Annotated in this window: 21 protein-coding genes; 17 read left to right on the plus strand and 4 right to left on the minus strand. The window is 64.8% G+C overall.

Going from position 1 to position 25,789, the window contains the following annotated elements:
- Window positions 1-413: 413 nt before the first annotated feature.
- The 3 genes from ABJO18_RS10610 to ABJO18_RS10620 all read right to left on the minus strand — a co-directional run bounded on the left by ABJO18_RS10610 (window position 414) and on the right by ABJO18_RS10620 (window position 4,550).
- Window positions 414-2,066, minus strand: coding sequence for an RNA-directed DNA polymerase (locus ABJO18_RS10610; protein ID WP_348515902.1), 1,653 nt, complete (start codon window positions 2,064-2,066; stop codon window positions 414-416).
- A 181-nt stretch (window positions 2,067-2,247) separates the two neighbouring features.
- Entirely contained in the window at window positions 2,248-3,294 is a 1,047-nt protein-coding gene (locus ABJO18_RS10615; protein WP_348507153.1) for a deoxyhypusine synthase, read from the minus strand.
- Window positions 3,291-4,550, minus strand: coding sequence for a type III PLP-dependent enzyme (locus tag ABJO18_RS10620; protein WP_348507154.1), 1,260 nt, complete (start codon window positions 4,548-4,550; stop codon window positions 3,291-3,293). Before ABJO18_RS10620 ends, ABJO18_RS10615 begins: the two co-directional genes overlap by 4 nt.
- A 569-nt stretch (window positions 4,551-5,119) precedes the next feature.
- Here ABJO18_RS10620 and ABJO18_RS10625 point away from each other — a divergent pair.
- The 15 genes from ABJO18_RS10625 to ABJO18_RS10695 all read left to right on the plus strand — a co-directional run bounded on the left by ABJO18_RS10625 (window position 5,120) and on the right by ABJO18_RS10695 (window position 22,379).
- Window positions 5,120-7,948 carry a hypothetical protein gene (locus tag ABJO18_RS10625; RefSeq protein WP_348507155.1) on the plus strand — a complete coding sequence of 943 codons (2,829 nt, stop codon included), beginning with the start codon at window positions 5,120-5,122 and terminating at the stop codon, window positions 7,946-7,948.
- A gap of 78 nt (window positions 7,949-8,026) precedes the next feature.
- Complete coding sequence (locus ABJO18_RS10630) at window positions 8,027-10,696, plus strand: TonB-dependent receptor (RefSeq protein WP_348507156.1); 2,670 nt, start codon at window positions 8,027-8,029, stop codon at window positions 10,694-10,696.
- A gap of 193 nt (window positions 10,697-10,889) precedes the next feature.
- Entirely contained in the window at window positions 10,890-11,720 is an 831-nt protein-coding gene (locus ABJO18_RS10635; protein ID WP_348507157.1) for a type II secretion system protein N, read from the plus strand.
- Entirely contained in the window at window positions 11,720-13,678 is a 1,959-nt protein-coding gene (gene gspD, locus ABJO18_RS10640) for a type II secretion system secretin GspD (RefSeq protein WP_348507158.1), read from the plus strand. Before ABJO18_RS10635 ends, gspD begins: the two co-directional genes overlap by 1 nt.
- Complete coding sequence (gene gspE / locus ABJO18_RS10645) at window positions 13,668-15,185, plus strand: type II secretion system ATPase GspE (RefSeq protein WP_348507159.1); 1,518 nt, start codon at window positions 13,668-13,670, stop codon at window positions 15,183-15,185. The genes gspD and gspE overlap by 11 nt, the downstream gene beginning before the upstream one ends.
- On the plus strand, window positions 15,172-16,410 hold the full coding sequence (gene gspF / locus ABJO18_RS10650; RefSeq protein WP_348507160.1) for a type II secretion system inner membrane protein GspF: 1,239 nt from the start codon (window positions 15,172-15,174) through the stop codon (window positions 16,408-16,410). Before gspE ends, gspF begins: the two co-directional genes overlap by 14 nt.
- A 10-nt stretch (window positions 16,411-16,420) precedes the next feature.
- Window positions 16,421-16,876: a type II secretion system major pseudopilin GspG gene (gspG, locus tag ABJO18_RS10655; protein ID WP_348507161.1), complete on the plus strand. Its 456-nt coding sequence runs from the start codon at window positions 16,421-16,423 to the stop codon at window positions 16,874-16,876.
- Window positions 16,876-17,394, plus strand: coding sequence for a GspH/FimT family pseudopilin (locus ABJO18_RS10660; protein ID WP_348507162.1), 519 nt, complete (start codon window positions 16,876-16,878; stop codon window positions 17,392-17,394). The genes gspG and ABJO18_RS10660 overlap by 1 nt, the downstream gene beginning before the upstream one ends.
- A gap of 3 nt (window positions 17,395-17,397) precedes the next feature.
- The gene (gspI, locus tag ABJO18_RS10665; protein WP_348507163.1) at window positions 17,398-17,769 is read left to right on the plus strand and encodes a type II secretion system minor pseudopilin GspI; all 372 of its coding nucleotides are present in this window, start codon (window positions 17,398-17,400) and stop codon (window positions 17,767-17,769) included.
- On the plus strand, window positions 17,766-18,416 hold the full coding sequence (gspJ, locus tag ABJO18_RS10670; RefSeq protein ID WP_348507164.1) for a type II secretion system minor pseudopilin GspJ: 651 nt from the start codon (window positions 17,766-17,768) through the stop codon (window positions 18,414-18,416). The genes gspI and gspJ overlap by 4 nt, the downstream gene beginning before the upstream one ends.
- Entirely contained in the window at window positions 18,413-19,417 is a 1,005-nt protein-coding gene (gspK, locus tag ABJO18_RS10675) for a type II secretion system minor pseudopilin GspK (protein ID WP_348507165.1), read from the plus strand. The genes gspJ and gspK overlap by 4 nt, the downstream gene beginning before the upstream one ends.
- On the plus strand, window positions 19,414-20,634 hold the full coding sequence (gene gspL, locus ABJO18_RS10680) for a type II secretion system protein GspL (RefSeq protein WP_348507166.1): 1,221 nt from the start codon (window positions 19,414-19,416) through the stop codon (window positions 20,632-20,634). Before gspK ends, gspL begins: the two co-directional genes overlap by 4 nt.
- Window positions 20,631-21,134, plus strand: coding sequence for a type II secretion system protein M (locus ABJO18_RS10685; protein ID WP_348507167.1), 504 nt, complete (start codon window positions 20,631-20,633; stop codon window positions 21,132-21,134). The genes gspL and ABJO18_RS10685 overlap by 4 nt, the downstream gene beginning before the upstream one ends.
- Window positions 21,131-21,865, plus strand: coding sequence for a type II secretion system protein N (locus tag ABJO18_RS10690; RefSeq protein WP_348507168.1), 735 nt, complete (start codon window positions 21,131-21,133; stop codon window positions 21,863-21,865). The genes ABJO18_RS10685 and ABJO18_RS10690 overlap by 4 nt, the downstream gene beginning before the upstream one ends.
- On the plus strand, window positions 21,849-22,379 hold the full coding sequence (locus ABJO18_RS10695; RefSeq protein WP_348507169.1) for a hypothetical protein: 531 nt from the start codon (window positions 21,849-21,851) through the stop codon (window positions 22,377-22,379). Before ABJO18_RS10690 ends, ABJO18_RS10695 begins: the two co-directional genes overlap by 17 nt.
- Window positions 22,380-22,385: 6 nt before the next feature.
- Here ABJO18_RS10695 and ABJO18_RS10700 read toward each other — a convergent pair whose 3' ends face one another.
- On the minus strand, window positions 22,386-22,868 hold the full coding sequence (locus ABJO18_RS10700; protein WP_348507170.1) for an A24 family peptidase: 483 nt from the start codon (window positions 22,866-22,868) through the stop codon (window positions 22,386-22,388).
- Between the two features lie 69 nt (window positions 22,869-22,937).
- Here ABJO18_RS10700 and phnC point away from each other — a divergent pair, with 69 nt between their 5' ends.
- Together phnC and phnE are read left to right on the plus strand one after the other, a co-directional pair.
- Entirely contained in the window at window positions 22,938-23,732 is a 795-nt protein-coding gene (gene phnC / locus ABJO18_RS10705; protein WP_348507171.1) for a phosphonate ABC transporter ATP-binding protein, read from the plus strand.
- A complete protein-coding gene (phnE, locus tag ABJO18_RS10710) occupies window positions 23,729-25,741 on the plus strand; it encodes a phosphonate ABC transporter, permease protein PhnE (protein WP_348507172.1) in 2,013 nt (670 codons plus the stop codon). The genes phnC and phnE overlap by 4 nt, the downstream gene beginning before the upstream one ends.
- The last annotated feature ends 48 nt before the right edge of the window (window positions 25,742-25,789 follow it).

The following is a 25,789-nucleotide window of genomic DNA, read 5'->3' on the forward strand; positions in this document are numbered from 1 at the left end:
AAACCGGCGGGGACGGTCCGGTCGAGCTTTTTGCCGGTCGTCCCTGCCGATGGCCTCGCCGGAGCCTGCCGTGGTCAACCCGGCAGGCGCGGACAAGCTCCGTACTCTTTGCACCCCCGGATAACCGGTCCGGGCCTCGAGTGGTGCGAAGACGGGGTGATTATGCGGCCGCTATGAGGGGGTGGGGACAAGTTTTCCCGATTGTCAGCCAAGCCAGCCCTCTCCCCGACGGGGGAGAGGGATAAGCGCGAATTTCTCCTGGCCGGATGGCCCGCGAAGGCGGTCCGCAGAGCCAGGACCGGCCGCGGATCGCGTTTAGCGATGAGTCTCCCGTCGGTCCCGGACAGCGCTCACGCGCTTCCGGGCGAGCAATTTAGGCGTGACGGCATGACGTGAGGTGAAAACGCAGAGCCTCAAAGGGGCATTTCTTCATCCTCAAAGTCATATTCATCAAACCCATCGCCATCGTCGCCTTCACCCTCGTCATCGTAGCCATAGCGAATTCGACTTATCGCCTTTCTGTTGCCCTGTTTTACGGTTTCGATGTGATCATCAAAATCCACAAGACGTAGTCCGCGTTTGGATAAGTGTTCAAATTCGTCGGAGTAGCTGAAAGAGAAATTTGCCTTCGAAAATCCCTGTGAACGGGCTACCAAGTTAGCCAACCAGTCAGAACTCACGGTTGATAGCTTGTTTCCAAGATTTAGCTTAGGCTTCCGTGGAATTCTTCCATCTACATACGCTTGAGCGAGCAATGCACGCATATGTCCATCCCTGGACTTTGCGAGTTCCTCAGCTAAGGGCTGAGGTATCGCTATCTCGCAAACAATGAGAAGCCATACCATCCAGATGGCCTCATGGTGATGTTCAAGTGCCAAGCTGCGGCTAATTATGATCTCAGAAACAGAGAGCCAGCCAGCTGTATCTATTTCAAGATCGAGTGATTTCCTCTTCGCAACCAAAAGGCAGGCATAATCAATAGCATGTGGGTGTTTTTGTACGATTCTTTGTATATAGGGTTCAGCGTGGATCCAGTCCTCTGAATTATATAGTTTCGCTTCATCAAATGACCGAAGTAAAATTTTCAAAGGGCTGTCAGAACCTGTTGATTGCGCGTACGAAACTGCCTCGGACACTGCGCGTTCTATATATGAGTGGCTGTTGTGTTCGCCGATATATACCCTTAGTGCGTCGCCCAGCCTTTCAGGCTTTATGTGCTCGCGGAGTCTTTGCGCCCATAAATCATTGATTGGTTCGAGACTCGATACAATTTTCGTCTTGTGGTCATTCAAATTTAGTTCGTAAGTTGCCAGAACTTCTCGAAGCCTCGATAGTACGGATTGAGCGTCGTGTTCTGACTTGAGTCCGATATAATAATCATCCACATGCCTAACTGCGCCAACTATTTTATCCCCCACCGCATCTTGTAAATCAGAGTCAATTCTGGATAGAACAAATTCTGCGACAATTCTAAAAGCGTCGGGTCCAACTAATACCCCTCGAGTGTTGCCACGCTGTCCGTTCCGAACAAAGAAGTCTAAAGAGTTGAACTTGTTCGCTTCAGAATCCTTGGAGATATCTTTCTTTGCGGCTTCTATGCCGTGTGCGGCCCAAGCGATAGAGTGCGTGTACAGACTCGGGAAGCACTGAGCAATATCGGCTTTCAAAACAAAAGGTGCGTATCGTAAGTTCTTTGAGGCATGTTTTGAAAGTTCTGAAAGCGAAGGAACTTTCACGGCTCGCGGCGCGCCGTCCTCCATTAATTTGGGTCGGCCGATTGAATACGTAGATGCAGAGAAATTTTTCTGAAATATTTTCCAGTTTTTCCAAATAAAACTCGAAACATAGAAGTAGGATATGATGTTTGGTGTTCCGAAGAATCGGCGGCTGCCGTCGTGCTTCGTGCCACTGTATCTTACGTACTCGGTTCTACGGTCGTGGAATTTTTTGTCGTCGAGCGACCCTACGATGCCATGAAAGGCTCGCTTCGCATCTTTCGAGACAAAACAGGGGGGGAGTGTCTCTGGGTAAAGTCCAGAGTTGATTAAACTGAAGCGCGTTCTCATGCGGTAGAGCCTAAGCGACTAGGTCTCGGCGGGCAATTGCCAACAATGCCGCCTGTGGTGGTTTTTGCTCTTGCTTGTGCTCTTTGGTATCTTGGTCGTAAAATGTCCTTCTATATCGGAACACTAAAAAGCCCCGGCGCAGCGCACCGGGGCTTCTTCATTCCTTCAATGCCCGAAGACCCTAGTCCTTGAACATGTCGCCATAGCGGTGGCGCGGGCGGTTTTCCCAGGCGCGGCGGTGGTAGACGTCGGAGACGATGACCGGGGCCACTGTGCTCGCTTCGGCGTAGACCATCTGTTCCAGGGCCACGTCCACCTTGCCCCAGGAACAGGCTTCCTTGAGGGTGGAGGAGGAGCAGGCGCCGTCGCGCACGTCGGCGACGGTGATCTGGACGGCATAGGCGTGCATGGGGACTTCCTCGCCGAGGATTTCCGCGCACACGACCGTGTCCTGGGCGAAATTCTTCGGCACGCCGCCGCCGACCATGAACAGGCCGGTTGTGCCGGCCTTGATCTTGATATCGGTCAGCTCGCGGAAGTCGGCCACACTGTCGATCGACAGGTAGGGCTTGTTCGCCTTCATGCGTTCCACCTGGTGCTTCACCAGGCCGAAGCCGGCAGAGCAGTCGGAGAAGGCCGGGCAGAAGATCGGCACGCCCTGCTCATAGCATTCCTGCACGAGCGAGCCCTGCTTCTTGGCATTGCCCTCGGACAGCCACTTGCCCATCGCCTTGATGTAGGAGCGCGAGGAGCGCGGACCCGGCTCGAGCATGTCGGCGATTTCCTGCGTGACGTGATCGCACGCCTGCAGTTCTTCCTCGTCGATATAGGTGTCGTAGATGCGGTCGATATAGAGATCGCGCAGTTCGCGGTCGTCCGGGATCTCGCGGGCCTGGTAGTGCTTGAAGCCCAGGGCCTCGAAGAAATCCATGTCGACGATGGAGGCGCCGGTCGAGACGATGGCGTCGACCATGTTGTGACGCACCATGTCACGCCAGACGTGCATGCACCCGCCTGCGGACGTGGAGCCGGCCAGGGTGAGGATCACCGAACAGTCCGGATCGGCCACCGCGGCCTGCAGGATGCGGGCGGCACGCGCAGCATCGCGCGAGGTGAAGGACATCTTCTCCCAGCTGTCGATCAGCTCGCGGCCGTCGAACTCCGTGATGTCGATATGATGGATCGGGTTGGCGAGAAGTTCCGCCTTCCGGTTCGACATATCGGTCATGCGCGTCTCCTGAGTTTGGGCCGGCGCCGGCGGGCGCGGGCGAAGGAAATGACCGTCGCTTCGCTGTCGTCGGCCTTGTCGGGTTGAACCTCGAACATAGACGGCCAGGGCATGTCCTCAACCGTCACGTATTCGATGGCACCGAACCCGTTGAAATTCGTCGCCAGCGCGGTGCCGTAGGCGCCGAGCATGCCGATCTCGATGATGTCGCCCTCGGCGATGTCGGCCGGCAGGTCGAAGGGGCCGGGAATGGCGTCCATCGAATCGCAGGTCGGACCGTAGAGGCGGAAGGATGCGGTCTCGCCGTCTGTCTCGCCCTCGCCGGCTATGCCATTACCCTTGCGGCGGTGCAGGCGCACCGGGAAGGGCCATTTGGCGTGCGCGGCGTCGAACAGGCGGCCATAGGCGCCGTCATTGAGGTAGAGGGCGTCGCCCTTGACCAGCTCGACCCGGGTGAGGACGCTTTCGGCCTCGGCGACCAGGGCGCGGCCCGGCTCGCACCAGAGGTCGGCATTCTCTAGCACCATCATCTCCTCGAACGCGTCCTCGATGGACGAGATGTACTCGTCCATCGGCGGCGGGTTCATGCCCGGATAGATCGAGGGGAAGCCGCCGCCGACATCGACGATGTCGACCGTCACGCCGGCCTGGGCGATGAGGCGCGAAGCCTCCATCATGGCCGAGCGATAGGCGGAGGGCTGCATGCACTGGCTGCCGACATGGAAGCTCACGCCGAGCTCGAAGGCGTGGGCCCGCGCCTTGCGGATCAGGTCGGACGCCTCATAGGCGGGCACGCCGAACTTGCCGGCAAGCGAGAACATCGCACCGTCATTCGACACGGCCAGGCGCACGATCAGGATGAGATCGTCGGCGTGGTTCGTCTCCTCGACGATCTTGGCCATCTCCGCCTCGCAATCGAGGGCGAAGATGCGCACGCCGAATTCATAATAGGCGCGCCGGATCGACTCGCGGCTTTTCACCGGGTGCAGGAAGGCCATGCGGGCCTCGGGGCACCGTTCGCGGACGAGCTGGATTTCCGGAATCGAAGCGACGTCGAAGAAGCGCGTGCCGTTGGCATACAGCACGTCGAGAATCCACGGGCTGGGATTCGCCTTCACCGCGTAGAGGACTTCGCCCGGAAAGTTTTCCTGGAACCAGTGGCTCGCTTGTGCAACGCGATCCGGACGTGCGCAGACGACCGGGCTTTCTACGTGCCGTGAGCGGACCAGGTCCAGGGGAGTATGGTACGTGTGCAATTCACGTGACCCCCTGTTGGCAGTTAACCCAATCCGGCATCGTCGCCTCCGCCGGGAGAAGCGCGGATAAAGTCAAATACGGGCTGTGTAAAGCACGAATTTTACCTCGGGCGCACTTTGTCATGTCGGGGGTCATTTCAGGGCCCCTTCGGTTGCTGAACGAGACCGTAGTGTCGCGGCTCGGCGCGGGAAGTGCAACCTTCGCACCAGACGGTCCGTATAGAGACCAATAAATACTGTTGTTCGACTTGTCCGATTCCAGTCTTCAAGGACGTGAATTCCGTCAAACAAGTGTCATACTGCGGATTGTCGCAAAAATTTCAATTTCGAGTTCTTCCGATGTTGCCGAATTGCCACCGGCGCGAAATCCCTTGCATGGCCAGTATCTAGTGGGTGTCCGCGTGATGAATCCCCATCCTTGGTGATGTTGTGGTTCCGGTCTGCGGGCGCCGCCGCGCCGATCTGTCATTCAGCCGTTACAATGCTGATGTTTATCCCCCGCCCAAGCGGCTGGGCCGGAATGCGCCGGTGCCACCGTGGTCGAGATTCATTCCTCTTGGGGGTCTTCCATGTCGGTGAAGCACAATTTCCGCAAGCTCCTGCTTGTGACCACGTCCTGCGCGTTCTTTGCAGCGTGCGCGGATACGTCCATCTCCTCTCCGGGCGCTGAAAACCCGGGCACGCCTCCGGGCGGCGGCAACCCGCCGCCTGCCGGTCAGACGATCGATCTGATTCCGGCCGGTGGCTGCGGCACGGGTTCGATCCGCGAAACCTCCGTCACCAATGGCGACATCACCATCAATGCCTGTGAAATCACCGGCAACATCACGACCAACACGACGGTTGCCCCGAATGCCGGCGTGATCATCACGGGCCCGACCTTCGTGGGTACCGATGACGGCGCCACCGGCGGCAGCGGCGCTCGCGCCACCCTGTCGATCGGCGCCGGTGCCACGCTGTTCGGCGCGGCCGGTTCCGACTACATCGTCGTGACCCGCGGCTCGCGCATCGAAGCGCAGGGCACGGCCGACGCGCCGGTGATCTTCACCTCGCGCACCGACGTTGAAGGTTCGGTCGGCGAGAACGACAAGGGCCTGTGGGGCGGTCTGGTGCTGAACGGCCGCGCGCCGATCAATGCCTGTACCGACGCCACGGCGGTCGGCGGTTCGGCCGATTGCGAAAAGTCCGGCGAAGGCTCTTCCGGCCTGTTCGGCGGCGCCGACGCGGCCGACAGCTCGGGCATCCTGAACTACGTCCAGGTCCGCTTCGCCGGCTTCAAGGTGAACAATGAGGACGAGCTGAACGGCATCGCCTTCCAGGGCGTCGGTTCCGGCACGGACGTCGACTATGTCCAGGTCCACAACAATTCGGACGACGGCGTGGAAATGTTCGGCGGCACGGTCGATCTGCGCCACCTGGTGCTGACCGGCAATGACGACGACTCCATGGACTACACCGATGGCTGGCGCGGCCGCGCCCAGTTCGTGCTGGTCCGCCAGGGGCCGTCCGGTGACCAGGGCTTCGAGTTCGACAACCGCGGCGGCAACGACACGGCGAACAATCTGACGCCGCGTTCCAACCCGATGATCTCGAACTTCACCCTGATCGGTAACCGCAACGGTTCGGGCTCGAACGACAGCGACCAGGGCATGCTGATCCGTGAAGGTACGGCCGGCCGTCTCTATAACGGTATCGTGGCCGACTTCGGCGACGACTGTATCGACGTTGACCAGGACGCGACCTTCGCCCGCATCGGTGCGGCGACCGATCCGCTGGACATCCAGTCGGTGGTTCTGGACTGCGTGAACAATTTCGACGAGAGCACCGGCGATCCGGTGGACCTGTCGGACTGGTTCCTGTCCCGTCCGAACAATGCCGTGATCTCCAACACGCTGAACGGCGTGTTCTCGGGCCCTGCCGAGCAGGCCGTGACGGCGTTCGACGTGAACGGTGCCGACAGCTGGTTTGAAGATATCGACTACATCGGCGCTTTCGCCGATGACGAGATCGCTGCTTCGAACTGGGCTTCGGGCTGGACCTACAACCTGTTCGCCGACGCCGGCTGCCCGACGGGCACCACGGAATCGGCTGAAACCATCAACGGTTCGCGTGTCTGCCAGATCACCGGCAACATCACCGCCGACCTCCGCCTGACGCGCGGCAACATGTACGAGCTGATCGGTCCGGTCTTCGTCGGCGTCGACCGCGGCCCCGATCCGGCCAGCCCGCTGCCGTCCGGCATCGAAGCCACGCTGACGGTCGATCCGGGCGTGACGGTCTTCGGTTCGTCGGGTTCCGACTACATCGTGGTGACCCGCGGTTCCGAGCTGCGCTCCAACGGTACGGCGTCCTCGCCGGTGATCTTCACCGCCCGTTCGGACATTGAAGGCACGGCCGGTGTGAACACCAAGGGTCAGTGGGGCGGTCTGGTGCTGAACGGCCGCGCGCCGATCAACGCCTGTACCGACGCCACCGCCACCGGCGGCACGGTCGATTGTGAAAAGTCCGGCGAAGGCTCTTCGGGCCTGTTCGGCGGCGCCACGGCCGACGACACCTCCGGCTCCATCACCTACACGCAAGTCCGCTTCGCCGGCTTCAAGGTGAACAATGAGGACGAGCTGAACGGCATCGCCTTCCAGGGCGTCGGTTCCGGCACCTTCGTCGACTACGTCCAGGTCCACAACAACTCGGACGACGGCGTGGAAATGTTCGGCGGTGCGGTCGATCTGCGCCACCTGGTGCTGACCGGCAATGACGACGACTCCATGGACTACACCGACGGCTGGCGCGGCCGCGCCCAGTACGTCCTCGTCGTCCAGGGTGCCTCGGGCGACCAGGGCTTCGAGTTCGACAACCGCGGCGGCAACGACACGGCGAACAATCTGACGCCGCGTTCCAACCCGATGATTGCGAACTTCACCCTGATCGGTAACCGCAACGGTTCCGGTTCCAACGACAGCGACCAGGGCATGCTGATCCGTGAAGGTACGGCTGGCCAGCTCTATAACGGTCTCGTCGTGAACTTCGGTGATGACTGCATCGACGTCGACCAGGACGCCACCTTCGCCCGCATCGGTGCCGGCACCGACTCGCTGGAAATCCAGTCGGTCGCGCTGGACTGCGTGAACAATTTCGACGAGAGCTCGGGCGACCCGCTCGACCTGTCGGATTGGTTCCTCGCGCAGCCGAACAACGCCGAATACACCAACTCGCTGACGGGCTTTGCCTTCTTCAGCGGCGGTACGGGCGTGGTTCCGGGTTCGGCCGAGACGGGCCTGACCTCCACCGACGTCAACGCCATCGACAACTGGTTCGAGCCGGCCGGCTATGTCGGTGCCGTCGAGGGCGCCAGCGACACCTGGTACCAGGGCTGGACCTTCGTTCCGGCGCAGCAGTAACGCAGACGCGGCAGGTCCCGGGTGTGAGAGCACCCGGGACCTGCAGCATCGTTTAATCGCAGTCTCATGGTGATGAAGATGCAAACTACACGATATGCGCTCTCGGCTGCGTTGCTGGCGTCAACCACGCTGGTTCCGGTAGCCGCCCTTGCGCAGGACGCTCCGTCCTCCGAAGCCGAAGACGTCATCACGGTCCGCTTCCAGTACATTCCGGATGACCGCCGCGTCACCTCGGAAGTGTCGGCGGCCCTGTCGATCGACGACCTTGAAACCACCGGCGATAGCGACCTGGCTGCGGCCCTGGTCCGTGTCACCGGCCTGTCGACCACGGGCGGCAAGTTTGTCGTCGTCCGCGGCCTCAACGAACGCTACTCCAACACGCTCCTGAACGGCTCTCCGATGCCGTCTCCGGAGCCTTTCCGTCGCGCGGCGCCGCTCGACATCTTCCCGACCAATGTTCTCTCGAACGTGCTGGTCCAGAAGACCTTCTCCCCGGAATTCCCGGGCGAGTTCGGCGGCGGTGTGATCGGTGTCGAAACGGCAACCCTGCCGGACGACCGCTTCCTGACGATCGGCGTCGGTGGCAGCTTCGACACGGTGACGACGGGCAATAACGGCCTGACCTATGACGGTTCCGACACGGACTGGCTGGGTTATGACGACGGCCTGCGCGATCTGCCGGCCGAACTGGCCGAGATCTTCAACACCACCCGCGTCGGCAACAACCTGCCGGCCGCGCAGCAGCAGGCCATCGGCCGCTCGCTGGTCAATTCGGAACTCTGGGTGCTGCAGACGGTCGATACGGACGCCAATGGCTCCATCGACTTCAGCGCCGGCGATCGTTTCGATTTCGATGGTTTCTCCCTCGGCCTCACCGCCGCCGGTTCTTACTCGAACGAGTGGGTGACGCGCGAAGGTATCCGCGGCCGCGGCGGTGTCGACGGCACGTCCGCCCGCTACATCAACGGTCCGGCCAATGACGACTTCTCCGACGTCGCCGCTCCGGAAGATGCCTCCGATAACTATATGGGTACCGAGAACGTCATCGACGTGTCCGGCATGCTGTCGGTCGGCATCGACTGGTACAATGACCACGAGATCAACTTCCTGACGATGGCCCTGCGCTCGACGTCCAAGGAAGCCCGGACCCAGACCGAGTTCAACGCGGGTGGCAACGGCGTCTTCCTGACCGACAGCCTGGAATGGTTCGAACGTCAGGTGCTGTTCAACCAGCTGTCCGGCGAGCATGTCTTCTCCTTCCTGGGCGATCTCGCCCTGGACTGGCGCATCTCGGACGCGACCGCCACGCGCGACGCGCCGTACCAGCGTGAATACCGCTACGAGTATTCCGGTGCGGGCCTGCAGTATGGCGGCAATGTCGCCGACAACCGCACGTCCTTCTCGGAAATCGAGGACAACACCCAGGATGCAGGCTTCGATCTTGCCCTGCCGCTGACGGTGTTCGAACGCGATGTCGAGCTGAAAGCCGGTATGGCGGTGACCAGCCGCGAGCGTGAAGCCTACACCCGGACCTTCTCCTTCGAGCAGGGCGGTGTGGGTCTGCCGTCCGATCTGCGCTTCAGCCGGATCGACTACATCTTCGCCCCGCAGAACATCGTCGACGAGCGTCTGCGCCTGGTGGAGACCGGCGGTCTGTCCTTCCCGGAAGCCTATGAGGGCCGGATGAATGTCCGCGCCTACTATGCCGGTGCCGATATCGCGGTGAACGATTTCGTTCGCGCCGCGGTGGGTGCCCGCTTCGAAGACGGCGTCCAGAAGGTCGACACGTTCGCTTTCCCGGCCAATGCCGGCGACAGCGGCCTCCTGGAAACGCGGATCGAGGAAGACTATGTCCTGCCGGCGGTGACGCTGACCTGGACCTTCGCCGACAATCTGCAGCTGCGCACCGGCTATTCCCAGTCGATCGCCCGGCCGCAGTTCCGCGAACTGGCCTTCGCCGAGTTCTTCAACACCGATACCGACCAGCGCTTCCAGGGTAACCCGTACCTCGTGAACACCGAGATCGAGTCCTACGATGCGCGTCTGGAATACTATTTCGGCCGCGAGGAATTCGTGACCGTCGGCGTGTTCCACAAGGTGCTCGAGAACCCGATCGAGGAGTATATCCTGCCGACGGGCGACAGCCTGGGCACCTCCTTCATCAATGCGCCTGAAGCGACCCTGACGGGTGCGGAATTCGAGTTCGAGAAAGTCTTCGATCTTTCCAACCGCTTCGATCGTCCGTTCTTCAATGACCGCGAATGGTTCATCAAGACGAACTACACCTACATCCAGTCGGAAGTGTCGGCTGACGGTACGGTGACGATCGCCCAGGGTGCCTTCGGCCAGCCGTCTGCGAACGTGCTGGACGCGGCGGGCTTCATCGATGACGGCCGGGCCCTGCAGGGCCAGTCGGAACACCTGTTCAACGTCCAGCTCGGCTTCGAGACCTTCGATGGCCGGGCACGCGGCGCCCTGCTCTTCAACTACACCGGAGAACGCACCCGGGCCGTGGCCGATCTGAACACCGGCAATCCGGCGATCATCGAGCAGGTCCCGAACTCGCTTGACCTGGTCTACAGCCGCACGCTCGACCTGCGCGGCAATGACTGGGATTTCGGGTTCTCGATCCGCAACATCCTTGGCGACGGTTATGAAGCCACCCAGTCCGCGGGCGGGGTCGAACTGCCGGTCGACACGTATGATGTCGGCACGGAGTTCTCGATCTCCATCAGCCGCAGCTGGTAATACGCATTGGGGCGGGCGGACCTTCGGGTCCGCCCGTCTGCATTCATCCGACGATTAATCCCGAAACGTCGTAAAACTGACGTACGCCACGTGTATCGGGGAGCGGATATCCGAAGCTTCGATACGGCGCGCCCCGGGCGGGCGCCGGACGCCGGTTCGAAGCGGATGGCGACCGAAGGGACAGGCGATCATCGTGACGCATCAGTCGCAATCACTGCCGGCCGGACGGGGAGGGCGAACGCGCCTTCCGCGCAGTCTCGCGACCGTGCTCGCCCTGGCCGAACTCCTCCTGCTCGCCGGTCTGACCTATATCGCGGCGCGCCTGATCTGGCTCATCGCCTTCGGCGCCAGCGCGACCGATTTCCAGCAGGACCCGGCGGATGCCGGTCCGCGGTTCGGCGGCGCTCCGGCCTACCAGGCCGATCTCACACAACTGGCTGAAACCGACCTGTTCGCCGACCGGCGGGCCGGTCCTGTCGATGCGGCGCCCGTTGCGGCGACGATCCAGGAAACCAGCCTCGATCTCACCCTGCGCGGCATCCGCCGCGGCGCTACGCCCGAGACCGGCGGCGCCATCATCCAGATCCCCGGCGGCCGCCAGAGCTTCTTTGCCGTCGGTGCCGAAATCCTCGATGGCGTGACGCTTGAGGAAGTGCATGTCGACCATGTGCTGATCCGCCGCCGCGGCATCGCCGAATCGCTCTTCCTGCGCGACGAGGACACGCTGCGCGCGGCCGAGGCGCCCGCCGCCGCTGGCGGCCAGTCTGTCGCGGGCCTGTTCCGCGCCGAGCCGGTGCGCGAGGGCAATCGCCTGACTGGCTATCGCGTCAGTGAGGCCAGCCCGGCTCTCCTGTCGGCGACCGGACTGCGCAATGGCGATGTGATCACGGCCGTCGATGGCCGTCCCGCCGCCGATATTTCCGACCTGCCCGCTCTCTTCCGCCGTCTGCGCGAAGAGGACGGTTTCACCCTGTCGATCAATCGGGGCGGCCTGCCCCTGACCCTTCAAGTGGACCTGCCGTGATGACCGATTTCGTGAACCGACTGATTGCGGGCCTCCTGGCGCTCGCCCTGTCTGCGATGGCGCCGGCTGCCGCCTCGGCCCAGTCCGGCGGCCAGGGCAGCGTGGTCAATTTCAACCAGGCCGAAATCCAGGCCGTGATCGACGATGTGTCGTCGGTGACCGGCTATACCTTCATCGTCGATCCCAATGTGCGCGGCCGGGTGACCATCACCTCGCAGGCGCCTTTGACGCCCGACCAGTATTTCCAGGTCTTCCTGTCGACCATGCGGGTGCACGGCTTTGCCGTCGTGCCGACCGCGTCGGGCGCCTACCAGATCATTCCCGAACAGGCCGGTGCGCGCACCTCCAGCCCGGTCAATTCCAACCTGCGCGGCGACCAGTATGTCACCGCCGTGGTACGGCTGACCCATGCCGGCACGCGCGATGCGCTGACGGTCGTGCGGCCGATGGTGAGCCCCAACGGTTTCGTCAACGCAGCCGAGGGCGGCAACGCGCTGGTCATCGTCGACTATGCGGAAAACGTGTCGCGCATCCGCCAGGTCCTGCGCGATCTGGATCGCGATACCTCGGTGGTCGAGATGGTCGAGCTGTCGAATGTGTCGGCCGGCGAGATGGCGCGCATCATCGAGACGATCCGCACCCGCAACACCTCCGGCGAAGACGATATGGCCTTCGGCGTCACCGTGGCGCCGATCCCGGCGTCCAACACGATCGTGCTGCGCGGCAATCGCGACGCCGTGGCCGAGATGATGTCGCTGATCCGGCGGGTGGATGGCGTCAGCCGCTCCAACCAGGGCTTCCGCGTGATCTATCTCAGCCACGCCGATGGCGAGGATCTTCTGCCCATCCTGCAGCAGGTGGTCGAGACCATGGCCGATGACGAGACCATGGCCCGTCGTCCGTCCGTCTCCTATCACGCGCCGACCAATGCCGTGGTCGTCAATGCCGATCCGGACATCCAGCGCGAGCTGGAACTGGTGATCCGCCAGCTCGATATCCGCCGCCCGCAAGTGCTGGTCGAGGGTATCGTGGTGGAGATGTCCGACACGGTCGCCGACGAGCTGGGTGTGCAGATGCTGCTGGCCGGCGGCGAGGGCGATGCGCCCCTGGCGATGACCCGCTTCGGGTCGAACACGCCGGACCTGCTGGCGCTGACCGGGGCAATCACTTCGCCCGGCGATGATGACAGCGACTTCAATGACGATCTGCGCCAGGCGGCGCTCAACTCGCTGCTCGGCGCCACGGGCGGCACGATCGGCTTCGGCGGCCAGAATGGCGATGGCACGCTGTTCGGCCTGGTGCTGAATGCGGTGGAGAGCGACCGCAATTCCAACGTCCTGGCGACGCCGTCCATCCTGGCGATGGACAATGAGGAAGCCTCCTTCCTGTCCGGCCAGGAAATTCCCGTCACGACCGGCGAAGTGCTGGGCGACGACAATTCCAACCCCTTCCGCACGGTGCAGCGCCAGGAAGTCGGCGTGCGCCTGCATGTGCGTCCGCAGATCACCGAGGGCAATACGATCCGCCTGCTGATCGAGCAGGAAGTTTCCTCGGTCGCGGGCACCGTCAATGACGACACGACCGACCTGATCACCAACAAGCGCGAGATCCAGACGACGGTGCTGGCCGACAATGGCGAGATCATCGTGCTGGGCGGGCTTATCCAGCAGGAAGACGAGGATTCGGTGACCGGTGTGCCAGGCCTGTCCCGCGTGCCGGGCGTGGGCCGTTTGTTCCGGTCCGAGGGCACCGAGCGCCGCCGCACCAATCTCATGATCTTCATCCGCCCGACCATTATCCGCGACGAGGCGGACATGCGTGCGGTGACCGACAATCGCTACGGCTATATCCGCAGCCAGCAGATCGCCAATGATCCGCAGGGTGCGAGTTCGCTGGAATCCATCGTCGAGATGATGATGATCGACATGCCGCGGGGCAGCGCCGACGATGGCGAGTGAGACGGATACCAGCCCGGCCCGCGAGGCCAGCCCGGTCACCTATGCCTTCGCCCGCCAGAAGGGCGTCGCCTACCGGCCCGGTGCCGAGCCGGCCTTCCTGTTGCGTCAGGGCGGTGATCGCCGGGCCTTGCTGGAAGTGCGGCGCGTGGTCGGCGCCACGCATCCGGTCGTCGAGTGCGATGCCGGCCGGTTCGACCAGGCCCTGTCGGATATCTACGCCTATGCCGGTCTGGGGGCCGACAGCGCGGATGCCGATGCGGCAGATGGCGAGAGCCTGTCCCGGCTGATCGACGAGATCCCCAAGACCGAGGACCTGCTGGACAGTGCCTCGGACGCACCGATCATCCGCCTGATCAACGGCATGATTGCCGAGGCCGTCCGCAAGGCCGCGTCGGACATCCACGTCGAGCCCTTCGAGGACCGTGTTTCCATCCGCTACCGCGTTGATGGCGTGCTGCACGAGACGGTCTCCGTTTCGCCGCGCCTGGCGCCACCGCTGGTCAGCCGGATCAAGGTGATGGCGCGGCTGGATATTGCCGAAAAGCGCGTGCCGCAGGACGGCCGACTGACGATTGCCCTGGGCGGCAAGTCGATCGATGTGCGCGTCTCCACCCTGCCGTCGCGTCATGGCGAGCGCGTCGTGCTGCGCCTGCTGGACAACTCCCAGGCCCGCTTCCGCCTCGATGATCTGGGCATGCCCCAGGCCATGCTGGCCGACATGAAGAAGGCGCTGGCCCAGCCCAATGGCATCATCCTCGTCACCGGCCCGACCGGTGCGGGCAAGACCACCACGCTCTATGCGGGGCTCAACCTCCTGAACGAGGAAACCCGCAACATCCTCACCGTCGAGGATCCGGTGGAATACGCCATCGACGGGATCGGCCAGACCCAGGTGAACGCGAAGGTCGGCATGACGTTCGCCGCCGGGCTGCGCGCCATCCTGCGCCAGGACCCGGACATTGTGATGGTCGGCGAGATCCGCGATGTGGAGACGGCCCAGATCGCCGTGCAGGCCAGCCTGACCGGTCACCTTGTCCTGTCCACCGTGCACACCAATTCCGCCGTCGCCGCGATTGCCCGCCTGCGCGACATGGGTGTGGAGAGCTATCTGCTGGCCTCGACCCTGTCGGCGATTGTCGCCCAGCGCCTGGTACGCCGCCTGTGCACGCATTGCCGTGAGGCCTACACGCCGGACGCGGCCGAGCTTGAGCTGCTGGGCCTGACAGGCCGCAGCGATGTGACGCTGCACCGCCCGGCGGGATGCTCGCACTGCAAGCAGACCGGCTATGACGGCCGGACCGGGATCTACGAGATCGTCGTGGTCGACGACACGCTGCGCAAGCAGATCCATGACGATGCCCGCGAGAGCGAGATGGCGGCCCACGCCTTCACCCGCCGCAAGACCCTGTTCCAGAACGGTGTCGATCTGGTCCTGGCCGGTACGACCAGCCTGTCCGAAGTCCTGCGCGTCAGCCGCGAGGAAGGGGAGCGACATGCCGGCGTTTGAGTATGAAGCGCTGGATGCTCGCGGGAAAAAGTCGAAAGGCCTGATCACCGCGGACAGCGAGCTGGCGGCCCGTCGCGAACTGCGCGGCCGCTCGATGGCGCCGCTCTCCGTGCGCTCGGCCGATGGCCGGCGTGCGGCTGCGGCGGCGGGAGACCGGACATCCGTGATGGACCGGTTGCGCCGCCAGGACATCTCCAGCCGCGAGCTCATGCTGGTCACGCGCCAGCTGGCCAGCCTGATCGGTGCCGGCATGCCGATCGCCGAATCGCTGGGCCTGCTGGCCCGCCAGGGTGGCCGTCACAACATGCAGCGCGTGCTGATGGCGGTGCGCGCCCGCGTCTCCGAAGGTGACCGGCTGTCGGTCGCGATGGACGGCTTTCCCAAATCCTTCCCCGCCGTCTATCGTGCCATGATCGCGGCGGGCGAGGGGGCGGGCGGTCTGGGCCATGTGCTCGAACGGCTGGCCGATTATCTGGAAAAGGAACAGGCGGTGCGCAACCGGATCACGGGCGCGCTGGTCTATCCGGCCGTGCTGACCGTCGTCGCGATGGGCGTGGTGACAATGCTGATGACCTTCGTCGTGCCGCGCATCGCCGAACAATTCACCGGCATGGGGGTGGCGCTGCCTCTCTTGACCCGGGTCATGATCGGCCTGTCGGGCGCGCTGCAGGCCGGCTGGCCGTTTATCGTCGCGGCCCTCGTCCTGCTGATCGTGGGCGGGGCGCTGGCGCTGCGCCAGGCGCCGGTGCGCACCGCGTTCGACGGGCTCATGGTGCGGCTGCCCCTGCTCGGCGGCTTCCTGCGCAAGGCCGAGGCGGCGCGGTTTGCCCGCACGATGGGCATCCTGATCGAAAGCGGCGCCGTGTTGCCGGACGCCCTGCGCGCTGCGGCGCGGGCGACCGGAAATCTCGCCATCCGCAAGCGGATCGGCCAGGTCGTCACCGATGTGGAAAGCGGGCGCGGCCTGTCGGACGCGCTGTCCTCCCGCGGCCGCTTCCCGGCCCTGATGCTGTTCATGGTCGCGGCCGGCGAACGCTCCGGCGCGCTGGGGGAAATGTTCCGCCGGTCCGCCGACCAGATGGATCAGGAGATCGACGGTGCCATCACTGTCGGCCTCAACCTTCTGGAACCCGGCATCATTCTCGTCCTGGGTGTGGTGGTGGTGATGATCGTGCTGTCGATCCTGCTGCCCATCCTGCAACTCAACACTTTGGCTCTTGGCTAGGGAGACGTCGATGCAGACCCGTTCGGCCGCTCAGACGACTGACGACACGCAGGAAGACCGCGAGGCGGGTTTCTCCCTGCTCGAGATCATGATCTCGATCACCATTCTGGGCCTCCTGGCCACGATCGTGGTGATCAATGTCCTGCCCGCGCAGGACCAGGCGATGGTGCAGAAGGCCCGCACCGATATCGCCACGCTGGAACAGGCGCTCGATGCCTACCGGCTCGACATGCGCGAATACCCCTCGACCGAGGACGGGCTGCAGGCGCTGGTCGAGGCGCCGCGCGGGGCGGAGAATTATCGCGAGGGCGGCTATGTGCGCCGCCTGCCGGACGATCCCTGGGGCAATCCCTACCAGTACGCCTATCCGGGCCAGCACGGCATGCTGGACATCTGGTCGCTCGGCCGGGATGGCCGCGAGGGCGGCGAGGAGCTCGACGCAGATATCGGGAACTGGCAGGGCTGATGACGGCCGGGCCCGCCCATACGCCCAGCCGCGAAGCCGGCGTGTCGCTGATCGAGATCCTGTTGGGAATCTCGATCCTGGCGATTGTCGCCTTTGCGGTGACGCTGTCGATCAGGCCGGGCGGGCCGGCGATCGAGCGCGAGGCCGACCGTCTCGTTGCACGGCTCAACCAGGCCGAGGCCGAAGCGATTGCGTCCGGCGCGCCGGTGGGGCTGGCGGTCGAGGAAGCGGGCGAGGGCTATGCCTTCTACCGCCTGGTCGACGGGCGCTGGTGGCCGGTGCGCGACCACCCCACACTGACGGAATACCGCTTTGACAGCGCGCTGCGCCTGCGGGTCGAGGAGACACGGCCGGTCGCGCCCGAAGCCGCGGCCCGGGCCGCGCTCTATCCGGCGATCTGGTTCGACCCGGCCGGCATGACCGAACCTTTCCGCCTGCGCCTGTCGGCCGATGATGGCGCCGAGATCGAACTGGACTGGCAGGCTGCCGGCCGGATCGAGCGCACGGCGCGGGGCTGATCCATGCGCGCGCCGGTTTCCAGTCCTGAAAGCGGGTTCACGCTGATCGAGATGATGATGGCGCTCGCCGTTCTCTCGGTGGCGGGGCTCGCCCTGATGAACATGACCCAGGCGACGACGCGCAATACCGCCGCGGTGCAGGAGCGGGCGCTGGCAATGGTGGCGGCCGAGAACATTCTCAACGGCCAGATCCTGCGCCCCGGCCCGCCGCAATCCGGTTCGGGCGAGTATGCCATTGCCGGGGTGGACTATGACTGGTCGCTGGCGGTCAGCCCGACCGACGATGCCGGTCTCGTCCGTCTGCACCTGGAAGTGCGCGAGGCGCAGAGCGGGCATCTCGGCGCCGAGCTCGACACGTTCCGGAGGTCGCAATGAGTACGGCCGCACCGGTGCGCGAGGCCGGCTTCTCCCTTGTCGAGATACTCGTCTCTGTCTTCGTCTTCGCGGTGATCGGGACGATCTCGGTCGCGCTGATGGCATCGAGCGTGGGGGCGCGGGAGATCAATTCGGATGTGCTCGAGCGGACCGCGATGATCGACCGCGCCCGCACCCTCCTACGCGAGGATCTGGGCCAGATCGCCCGGCGCGCCGTGCGCGATGAAGCCGGTTATCGCGACCCCTGGATCCTGGCTGGCGCGGCGACGGGCCTGGCCGATTACGAGACCGATGCGGACGAGCGGGTGCTGATGGTGTTCACGCGGCATGGCCGGGCCAATCCGGGCCTGATCCGGCCGCGCAGCTCGCTGGTCCATGTCACCTATCTGATACGCGGCGGCGATCTGGTCCGCCGGGTGCGCGACTATCCCGACCCCGGCGAGGCGACGCGGATCACCGACCAGGTGCTGATCGCGGGCGGTGAGGACTTCACCCTCGAATTCCTCGTCGGTGCAGTCTGGCAGAACCGGGTCTTCCTGTCCGAGACCGGCCAGGGCGTGATGCCGTCGGCCGTGCGCCTGCGCTACGAGTTGCCGCCGCTGGGGGCGATGGAGCATGTGCTTTTGACCCCGGAGGCGCAGCCATGAGCCGGCCGGTCCTCGACAGTCATCGCGCCCTCGACAGCCATAGCGAACGCGGCGCCTCGCTCGTCTCGGCCCTCCTTCTGGTGGCGGTGATGGCGAGCCTCGCCATGGCGCTGGCGGGGGATCTGCGTTTTGCCATGCGCCGGTCGGCCAATATGGATGTGCGTGACCAGGCCTACTGGTATGCGATCGGCGCGCGCGAGTTTGCCGAAGGCCTGATCGCCCGGTCGATGGACGATCCCCGCCGGGCCCTGCGGCCGGATGCCGACTGGCTCAACGGACCGCGCACTTTCCCGATCGAGCAGGGCGCGCTGACCGGCCGGGTGCGCGACGGAAACAACTGCTTCAACCTGAACAGCCTGGCTCCGGCCGGCGCGTCGGGCGAGCGGCAGGCCGATACCGCCCGGATGCAGCGTTTCGAACAGCTGATGCGCGCCATGGAGATCCCGGCCGCCCGCGCCGTGCGGATCGCTGCGCAGGCGGCCGACTGGATCGACAGCGATATGCGCCCGGTGGCTTCGGGTGGCGAGGACGAGCTTTATCCGGGCTACCGCACCGCCAATGCGCCCATGGCCGAGCGGGCCGAACTGCTGGCGCTGGAGGCGATGACCCCGGACATCTATGAGCGCCTGCAGCCGCTGGTCTGCGTGCGCCCGACCGGCGAGGCCTTGGCGCTGAACATCAACACGCTGACCGCCGCGCAGTGGCCGCTGCTTGCGGTGGCCTTTGACGGCGGACTGTCGCGTTCGGCCATCGAGGGCCTGCTTTTGAACCGGCCGGCATCGGGGTTCGAAACTGAAGAGGCGTTCTGGGCGCTCGACGCCGTGCGCGAGCTCGATCCGGACGCCACGGTACGCGAACGCGTCGGCATCGAGACCCGCTATTTCGAGATCGAGATCCATGTCGCCCATGCCGGACAGCGCTTTGCGCTGAACGGTCTGGTGCAGAGTCTGGGAGGCGGGCAGGTGCGCCGTCTCTCGCAGAATTACGGAAGCGTTTCATGAGCCAGGACCTGATCCTCAGGCTGGACGGGCAGGACAGGCTGCACTGGTCCATCATCGACCGCGCCGGCCAGGTGCGCCGCGCGTCCGGTGTCGCCGACCCCGGCGCGCCGCTGGACCTGCCGGACACGCCCGGCGTCAGCCGGACCCTGGTCCTCGTGCCGTCGGAAGATGTCTTTCTCGGTCTGATCGACCTGCCCGCGCGCGGTGAACGCGAAGCGCGGCAGGCGGCGCCCTACATGATCGAAGAGGCGCTGGCCTCGTCGCTCGCCGCGACCGAGATCGTGCCCGGTGCCCGCGCCGAGGACGGACGCCGCTGGGTGATGGCCGCAGACCGCGACCGTGTCGCGCAGTGGGCGGCACGGATCGGCGAGGCGGTCGTGCGGCCGGCCTGGGTGATGCCCGACTGTGTCGCCGCCGCCGAGCGCGATGTGGCGCTGACCCTCTTTGACCGCGGCGACAGCATTCTCTGGCTCTATGGTGCCGATACCCGCAAGCCCGGCGAGGCGGCCGGCGGTGCCATGGATCCCAAACTCTTCGGCCCGGTGATCGGTCCGCTGGTCGAGGGCGCGGGCGGCGGCACGGTCGCCGTCTCGGCCTCGCTGGGCCTGGCCGGCGAGAATTTCCGCCAGGTGCCGCGCGGCGATCTCGATCTCAAGGCCAGCGCCCTGCCGGCCGAATTCGTTGCGGCGCTGCCGCCGCTGCTGGGCGACCGGCTGAAGACGACGGTCGACTGGCGCGGCCTGCTGGGGCCGATCCGCAGACCGGTGGCGTTGGCGGCGGGTCTGCTGGTGGCTTTCTGTGCGCTGATGGCGGGCGAGGGCGTCTACTACCGGCTGCAGGCCGAGCGTTTCGACGCGGCCAGTATCGCCGAATTCCGTGCCGCGGTGCCGGACGTGACCCGGCGGGTCATTCCGGCCGAGGCCGAGCGCCTGCTGGCGGCGCGCCTGTCCGGTCTGGGCGGCGGGGAGGCCTCGTCCTACCTGCAGCTGATGGCGGCACTGGGCGAGCTGACTTCGGGCAATGAGCGGGTGCGGATCGATCATGTGCGGTTCGACCAGGCCCGGTCCGAACTGTCCGTCTCGGCGATCTATACCGATTTTGCCGATTTCGATGCGCTCAATACGCGGGCAGGCACGCTGGGCATTGCGCTGGAAGATGGCGGCGCGCGCGAGAGCGGCCAGGCCATCCAGGGCGAGTTTACGGTGAGGCTGCGATGAATGCTGTGACCCGCATATTCGAACAGGTCTGGGGCGGCCGAAGCCTGCGCGAGCAGCTCCTGCTCGGCGTCGCCGGCGGACTGGTCCTGGTGCTGGCGGTCAGCGTGCTGGTCGTGCAGCCGCTGATCGGCTTCAACGATCGCGCCCGCGACGACTATGCCGCGGCGATGCGGCTCTACCGCTCGATCCAGGACGATGCCCGCACCTATCGCCAGCTGGCAGCGCAAACGCGTGAAGAGGCCGATACCGGCCGCTCGCTGCGGGCTGTGGCCGGGGCGACGGCGCTGCGTCACGAGATTTCACTGGCGCGCATGGTTCCCGCGGACGACGGCTCGCTGACCGTGAATATCGACCGCGCCGACAGCCGCGCCGTGATGGCCTGGCTGGTCGAGCTGGAGACCGGCTTCGGCATCCAGGTGGCGTCCTCCACGATGGACCGGGCGGGCGAAGGCATTGTCGAGGCGTCCTTCGTGCTGCGCCGTCAGGGAGGCGGCCGATGATCGGGCGCATTCTTCTCGTGCTGGCCATGCTCGCGGTCTGGCTGGTCATGCTCATGCCGCTGAAGGCCGTGGCGATTGCCGCCGGTGGCGCCGCACAGCTGGGTTATGACGATGTGTTCGGCACGGTCTGGAACGGGCGCGTCTATGGACTGCGTATCGGCGGCGAGCGCATTCGCGAAACGGCCGTGTCCGTGTCTCCGCTGGCGCTGCTGACCGGACGTGTGGCGGTGGACTGGCGCGTGGCGGACAATGGTCTGTCCGGCGATGGCCACGCGATTATCGCGCCAGGCCGGGTGCAACTGGAAAACGTGTCGCTGACGGTTCCGCTGGGCCGTCTGGCGGAGACAGGCCGCACAGGGCTCGACCCCCGTGCGCCGGTCTTTGTGCGCATCGCCCAGCTTGGTCTGACCGACGGGCGCTGCGAAAGCGCCACCGGGTCGGCGCGGTCGGATGCACTGGCGGCCTTGGCGGCGCCCTACAATATCGACGCGCCGGCGCTGGACGGCATGCTGGCTTGCGATGGCGATGATCTGGAACTCGTCTTTTCCGGCGAAAGTGCCGACATGACGGTTGAGGGGAGCGCCCGGCTTCGCCCCGAGGGCTATGACTGGCAGGTCTCGGTCGATACGGTACGTCCGGAGCTGGCCGAAGCGCTGGCGCTGGGCGGTTTCGAGGCCGAGGGTGAGCGCTGGCAGGCGCAGGGACGGGGAGTTTATGGTGCGAACCGCTGACGGACTGCTTCTTCTCGCGGCCGGGCTGGCCCTGTCAGCCTGTACGGCGACGGCTGGCAGCGCTTCCACGCAATTGCAGAGGCCGCCGGCGCTGAGCCAGGCGCGGCCCGACCCGGCTCCGGCGGCGGCCGCTGAAACGGCCGGCGCGCTGCCGCCGCAGACGCTGGAAGCCGGTGCCTGTGCCACCTTCTTCTGGACTGCCGATCCGGCGCATCGCTTTGTCGCTTTCGAAAACGAGACCGAGGGCTTTGCCCGCGTCTACGCCAATGGCGCCGAGCACGGCTTCTATACGCCGCCGCGCGAGGCGCCTTATGTCGCGGGCGAGACCTATCGCCGCGATTATGTCGATCCGGCCCGCGGGCTCGATATCCGGTTGTCCGGCCGCGTTGGCGAGCCCTTGCCGACAGGCCAGCGTATCGAGCGTGTGGTGATGCGGGTGCTGCAGCCGAACGGCCAGACCCGCGTCGTGCCGCTGATCGGGCATTATGCCTGCCGGATGGTGGCAGACCGCTAGTATCGCCTAGAGCACCGGATAGAGGCCGGGCCCGTAGGCGCGGTAGATCCAGCCTGCGGCAATCCCGACTGCCAGCCAGGGGCCGAAGGCGAAGGCTTCGTCGCGTCCCGGCAGGCGCCGCTGCACGACGGCTTTACTCAGCACGAACAGGAGTGCACTGCCTGTGCCCGCGAGCACGATGGCCGGCAGCAGCCAGCCGCCGCACCAGGCGCCGCCCGCCGCGATCAGCTTGGCATCGCCGCGGCCCAGCCCGTTGCGGCCGGTCATCCGGCGAAAGCCGGTCTCGACGGCGACAAAGGCGAGATAGCCTGCTACTGCCCCGATCAGCGACACCCACGGCGTGGAAAACACGAAGGCGTTGAGTGCCAGGCCGGTTGCAATCAGCGGCAATGTGATTGCGTCGGGCAGGCGGTATGTACGAAAGTCGATCCAGAACAGGGCGCTAAGCGCAATGATGAGAATCAGGGTTGCGGCGTGGGTGAGAAACATGCTGCTCCTGTCACAAAAGTGTCATGCGACTGCGCCACAAGGGCGGGGCGTACAAGGGGTGTTTTCAAGATGACAGACGCCGTGCCGGCGCTCAAAGCCGAAAATGTCCGTATGACATTCGGCGAGACCCGAGCGCTCGACGATGTCAGCCTTGCGGTTGAACCAGGTGAAATGGTGGCCCTGATCGGGCCGTCCGGATCGGGCAAGTCCACCCTCCTGCGCGTGGCTGCCGCGCTGCAGCCAGCAGACAGCACGTCCGGGCCGGTCGCCGTGCTGGGCCAGACAATGCAGTCGCGCGGCAAGATCGCCTCGCGTGTCCGCAAGAACCGCGCGCGGCTGGGCTTCATCTTCCAGCAGTTCAATCTCGTTGGGCGCCTGTCGCTGTTCGGCAATGTCATGCTGGGCGCTTTGGGGCGTCTGCCCGTCTGGCGCGGTGCGCTGGGGATGTTCCCCAACTCGGTGAAGCAGGCCGCCATGGATGCGCTGGAGCGTGTCGGCATGGAAGAGTTTGCGGCCCGGCGGGCTTCCAACCTGTCCGGTGGCCAGCAGCAGCGCGGGGCGATTGCCCGCGCGCTGGTGCAGGGCGCCGAGGTCCTGTTCGCCGACGAGCCGATTGCCTCGCTCGACCCGGTCTCCGCGCGCAAGGTGATGGAATTGCTGCGCGAGCTGAACCAGAGCGACGGCCTGACCGTCGTCGTGACGCTGCACCAGGTCGACTACGCCCAGCGCTATTGCGACCGCACGGTCGCGCTCAACAAGGGCCGGATTGTCTATGATGGTCCGTCCAATGGCCTCGATCGGCAAAAGCTGATCGAGATCTACGGTCCCGAGTTTGAAACCGCCTTCTATGGAGGCGAGGAATGATCCGCGCGCTCTGCCAGATCCTCGTCCGGATCACGCTTGTCAGCCTCGTTCTCGGCCTGTCGGCCTGTTCCGCGCCGCAGGCCGGACCGGATGCAGCGTCCGGCGCCGACCCGGAAAGCGGCGAACGGCGCACGCTGAATTTCGGCATCATTGCCACGGAAAGCTCGTCCAACCTGGAATCCAACTGGCGCCCCTTCATCGCTGCGATGGAGGAATGGACCGGCTATGACGTCGAGCCCTTCTACGCGTCCGACTATGCCGGGATGATCCAGGCCATGCGCTATGGCTCGATCCAGGTCGCGTGGTTTTCCAACTTCTCCGGCTTGCAGGCTGTGCGCCTGGGCGGCGGCCAGGTCTTCGCCAAGGCGACCTATCCGGACGGATCGGAGGGCTATAACTCGGTGCTCATCGTACCGGTCGACAGTCCGATCCAGTCCGTCGAGGACGTGCTGGCCTGTGACAGGTCGATCGATTTCGGCATGGGCGACCCGAATTCCACCTCCGGCTATCTCGTCCCCTCGGCCTTCATCTTCGCGCCGCGCGGGATCGATCCGGGCGAGTGCTTCAACTCGGTGCGCAACGCCAATCACGAAGCCAATGCGCTTGCCGTGGCAAACGGTCTGGTCGATGTGGCGACCAACAACACGACCAATATGACACTGCTGGCGCGGACCCGTCCGGATATTGCCAGCCGTATCCGCGTCGTGTGGACCTCGCCGGCGATCCAGACCGACCCGATCATCTGGCGTGCGGACCTGGACGAGGAAGCCAAGCAGCGCCTGCAATACTTCTTCATGAATTACGGCCGCATGGGCACGCCGGAAGAGATCGCCGCGGCCCGCGACGTGCTGAACCCGCTCTATTTCGGTCTCTTCCTGCCGTCCTCGAACGCCCACCTCGATCCCATCGTCCAGCTGGAGATCGTGCGCGACCTGACCGAGGCACGGAACGATCCGGACCTGACCGAGGCGGAGCGGGACGCGCGGGTGGCCGAGCTTGAACAGCGCCTGGCCGAAGTCGAAGCCGGCAATACCGGCTTGATCAGCCAGGCCAGTGCCGTTGAAGGCCTGGCGGCGGCCGGCCCGGCGGAAGCGGCTGCCAGCTCGCAGATCAACTGGCTGGCCTCCGGCGTGATACTGGTGCTCGTCCTGGTGCTGCTGACCCTCCTTCTGTGGGCGTCGGCCCCGCGTGGCCCCGGGCCGCGCGTGCCTCTGACAGAACGGGTCGCCAATGCCGTGATCGCGGCGGGCGTGGTGATCATCCTCGTCTGGAGCTTCGACAGCGCCGATATGGACCGGTCCTACCTGCTGGTCGAGAATGCTGGCGATATGGGCGAGTTCATCGCGGGCTTCTTCCCGGAAGACCTGAGCCCGGCGTCACGGGCCAGCTACTGGCAGAATCTCACCCACGGTTTCAGCGAAGCCGTGCCGCAGATGATCATTACCGTGCAGATCGCGATCTGGGGCACATTCATCGCCGTGTTCGCCGCGATCCCGTTCGGCCTGCTTTCGGCACGCAATGTGGCGCCGGCCTGGATCGTCCAGCCGGTCCGCCGGCTGATGGATGTGTTCCGTTCGATCAACGAGCTGATCATCGCGCTGGTCTTCATCGCGGCCGTCGGCCTGGGGCCGCTGGCCGGGGTGATGGCGCTTGCCGTGCACACGACCGGCGTCCTCGCCAAACTGTTCTCGGAGGCCGTCGAAGCGGTCGATGACGGGCCCGTCGAGGGTGTGCGCGCCACGGGTGCGGTGCCGCTGCACGAGGTGATCTGGGCGGTGATTCCCCAGGTCGCGCCGCTGTGGACCTCCTTCGGTCTCTACCGGTTCGAGTCAAATGCGCGCTCGGCAACGGTGCTGGGCCTGATCGGTGCCGGCGGTATCGGCCAGATCCTGTTCGAAGCCGTCCGCGCCTTCGACTATCAGCGCACCGCCGCCATCGTCATTGTCATCGTCATCGCCGTCAGCGCCATCGACCTCTTGTCGCAATTGCTGCGCAAGCGTCTGGTCTAGCCGGACGGTGCCCGCTCATCGGATAGGACTTGGTTTCGTCCCAATTCG

The organism is Maricaulis sp., from assembly GCF_039978735.1.
In the GTDB taxonomy this organism is placed as follows: domain Bacteria; phylum Pseudomonadota; class Alphaproteobacteria; order Caulobacterales; family Maricaulaceae; genus Maricaulis.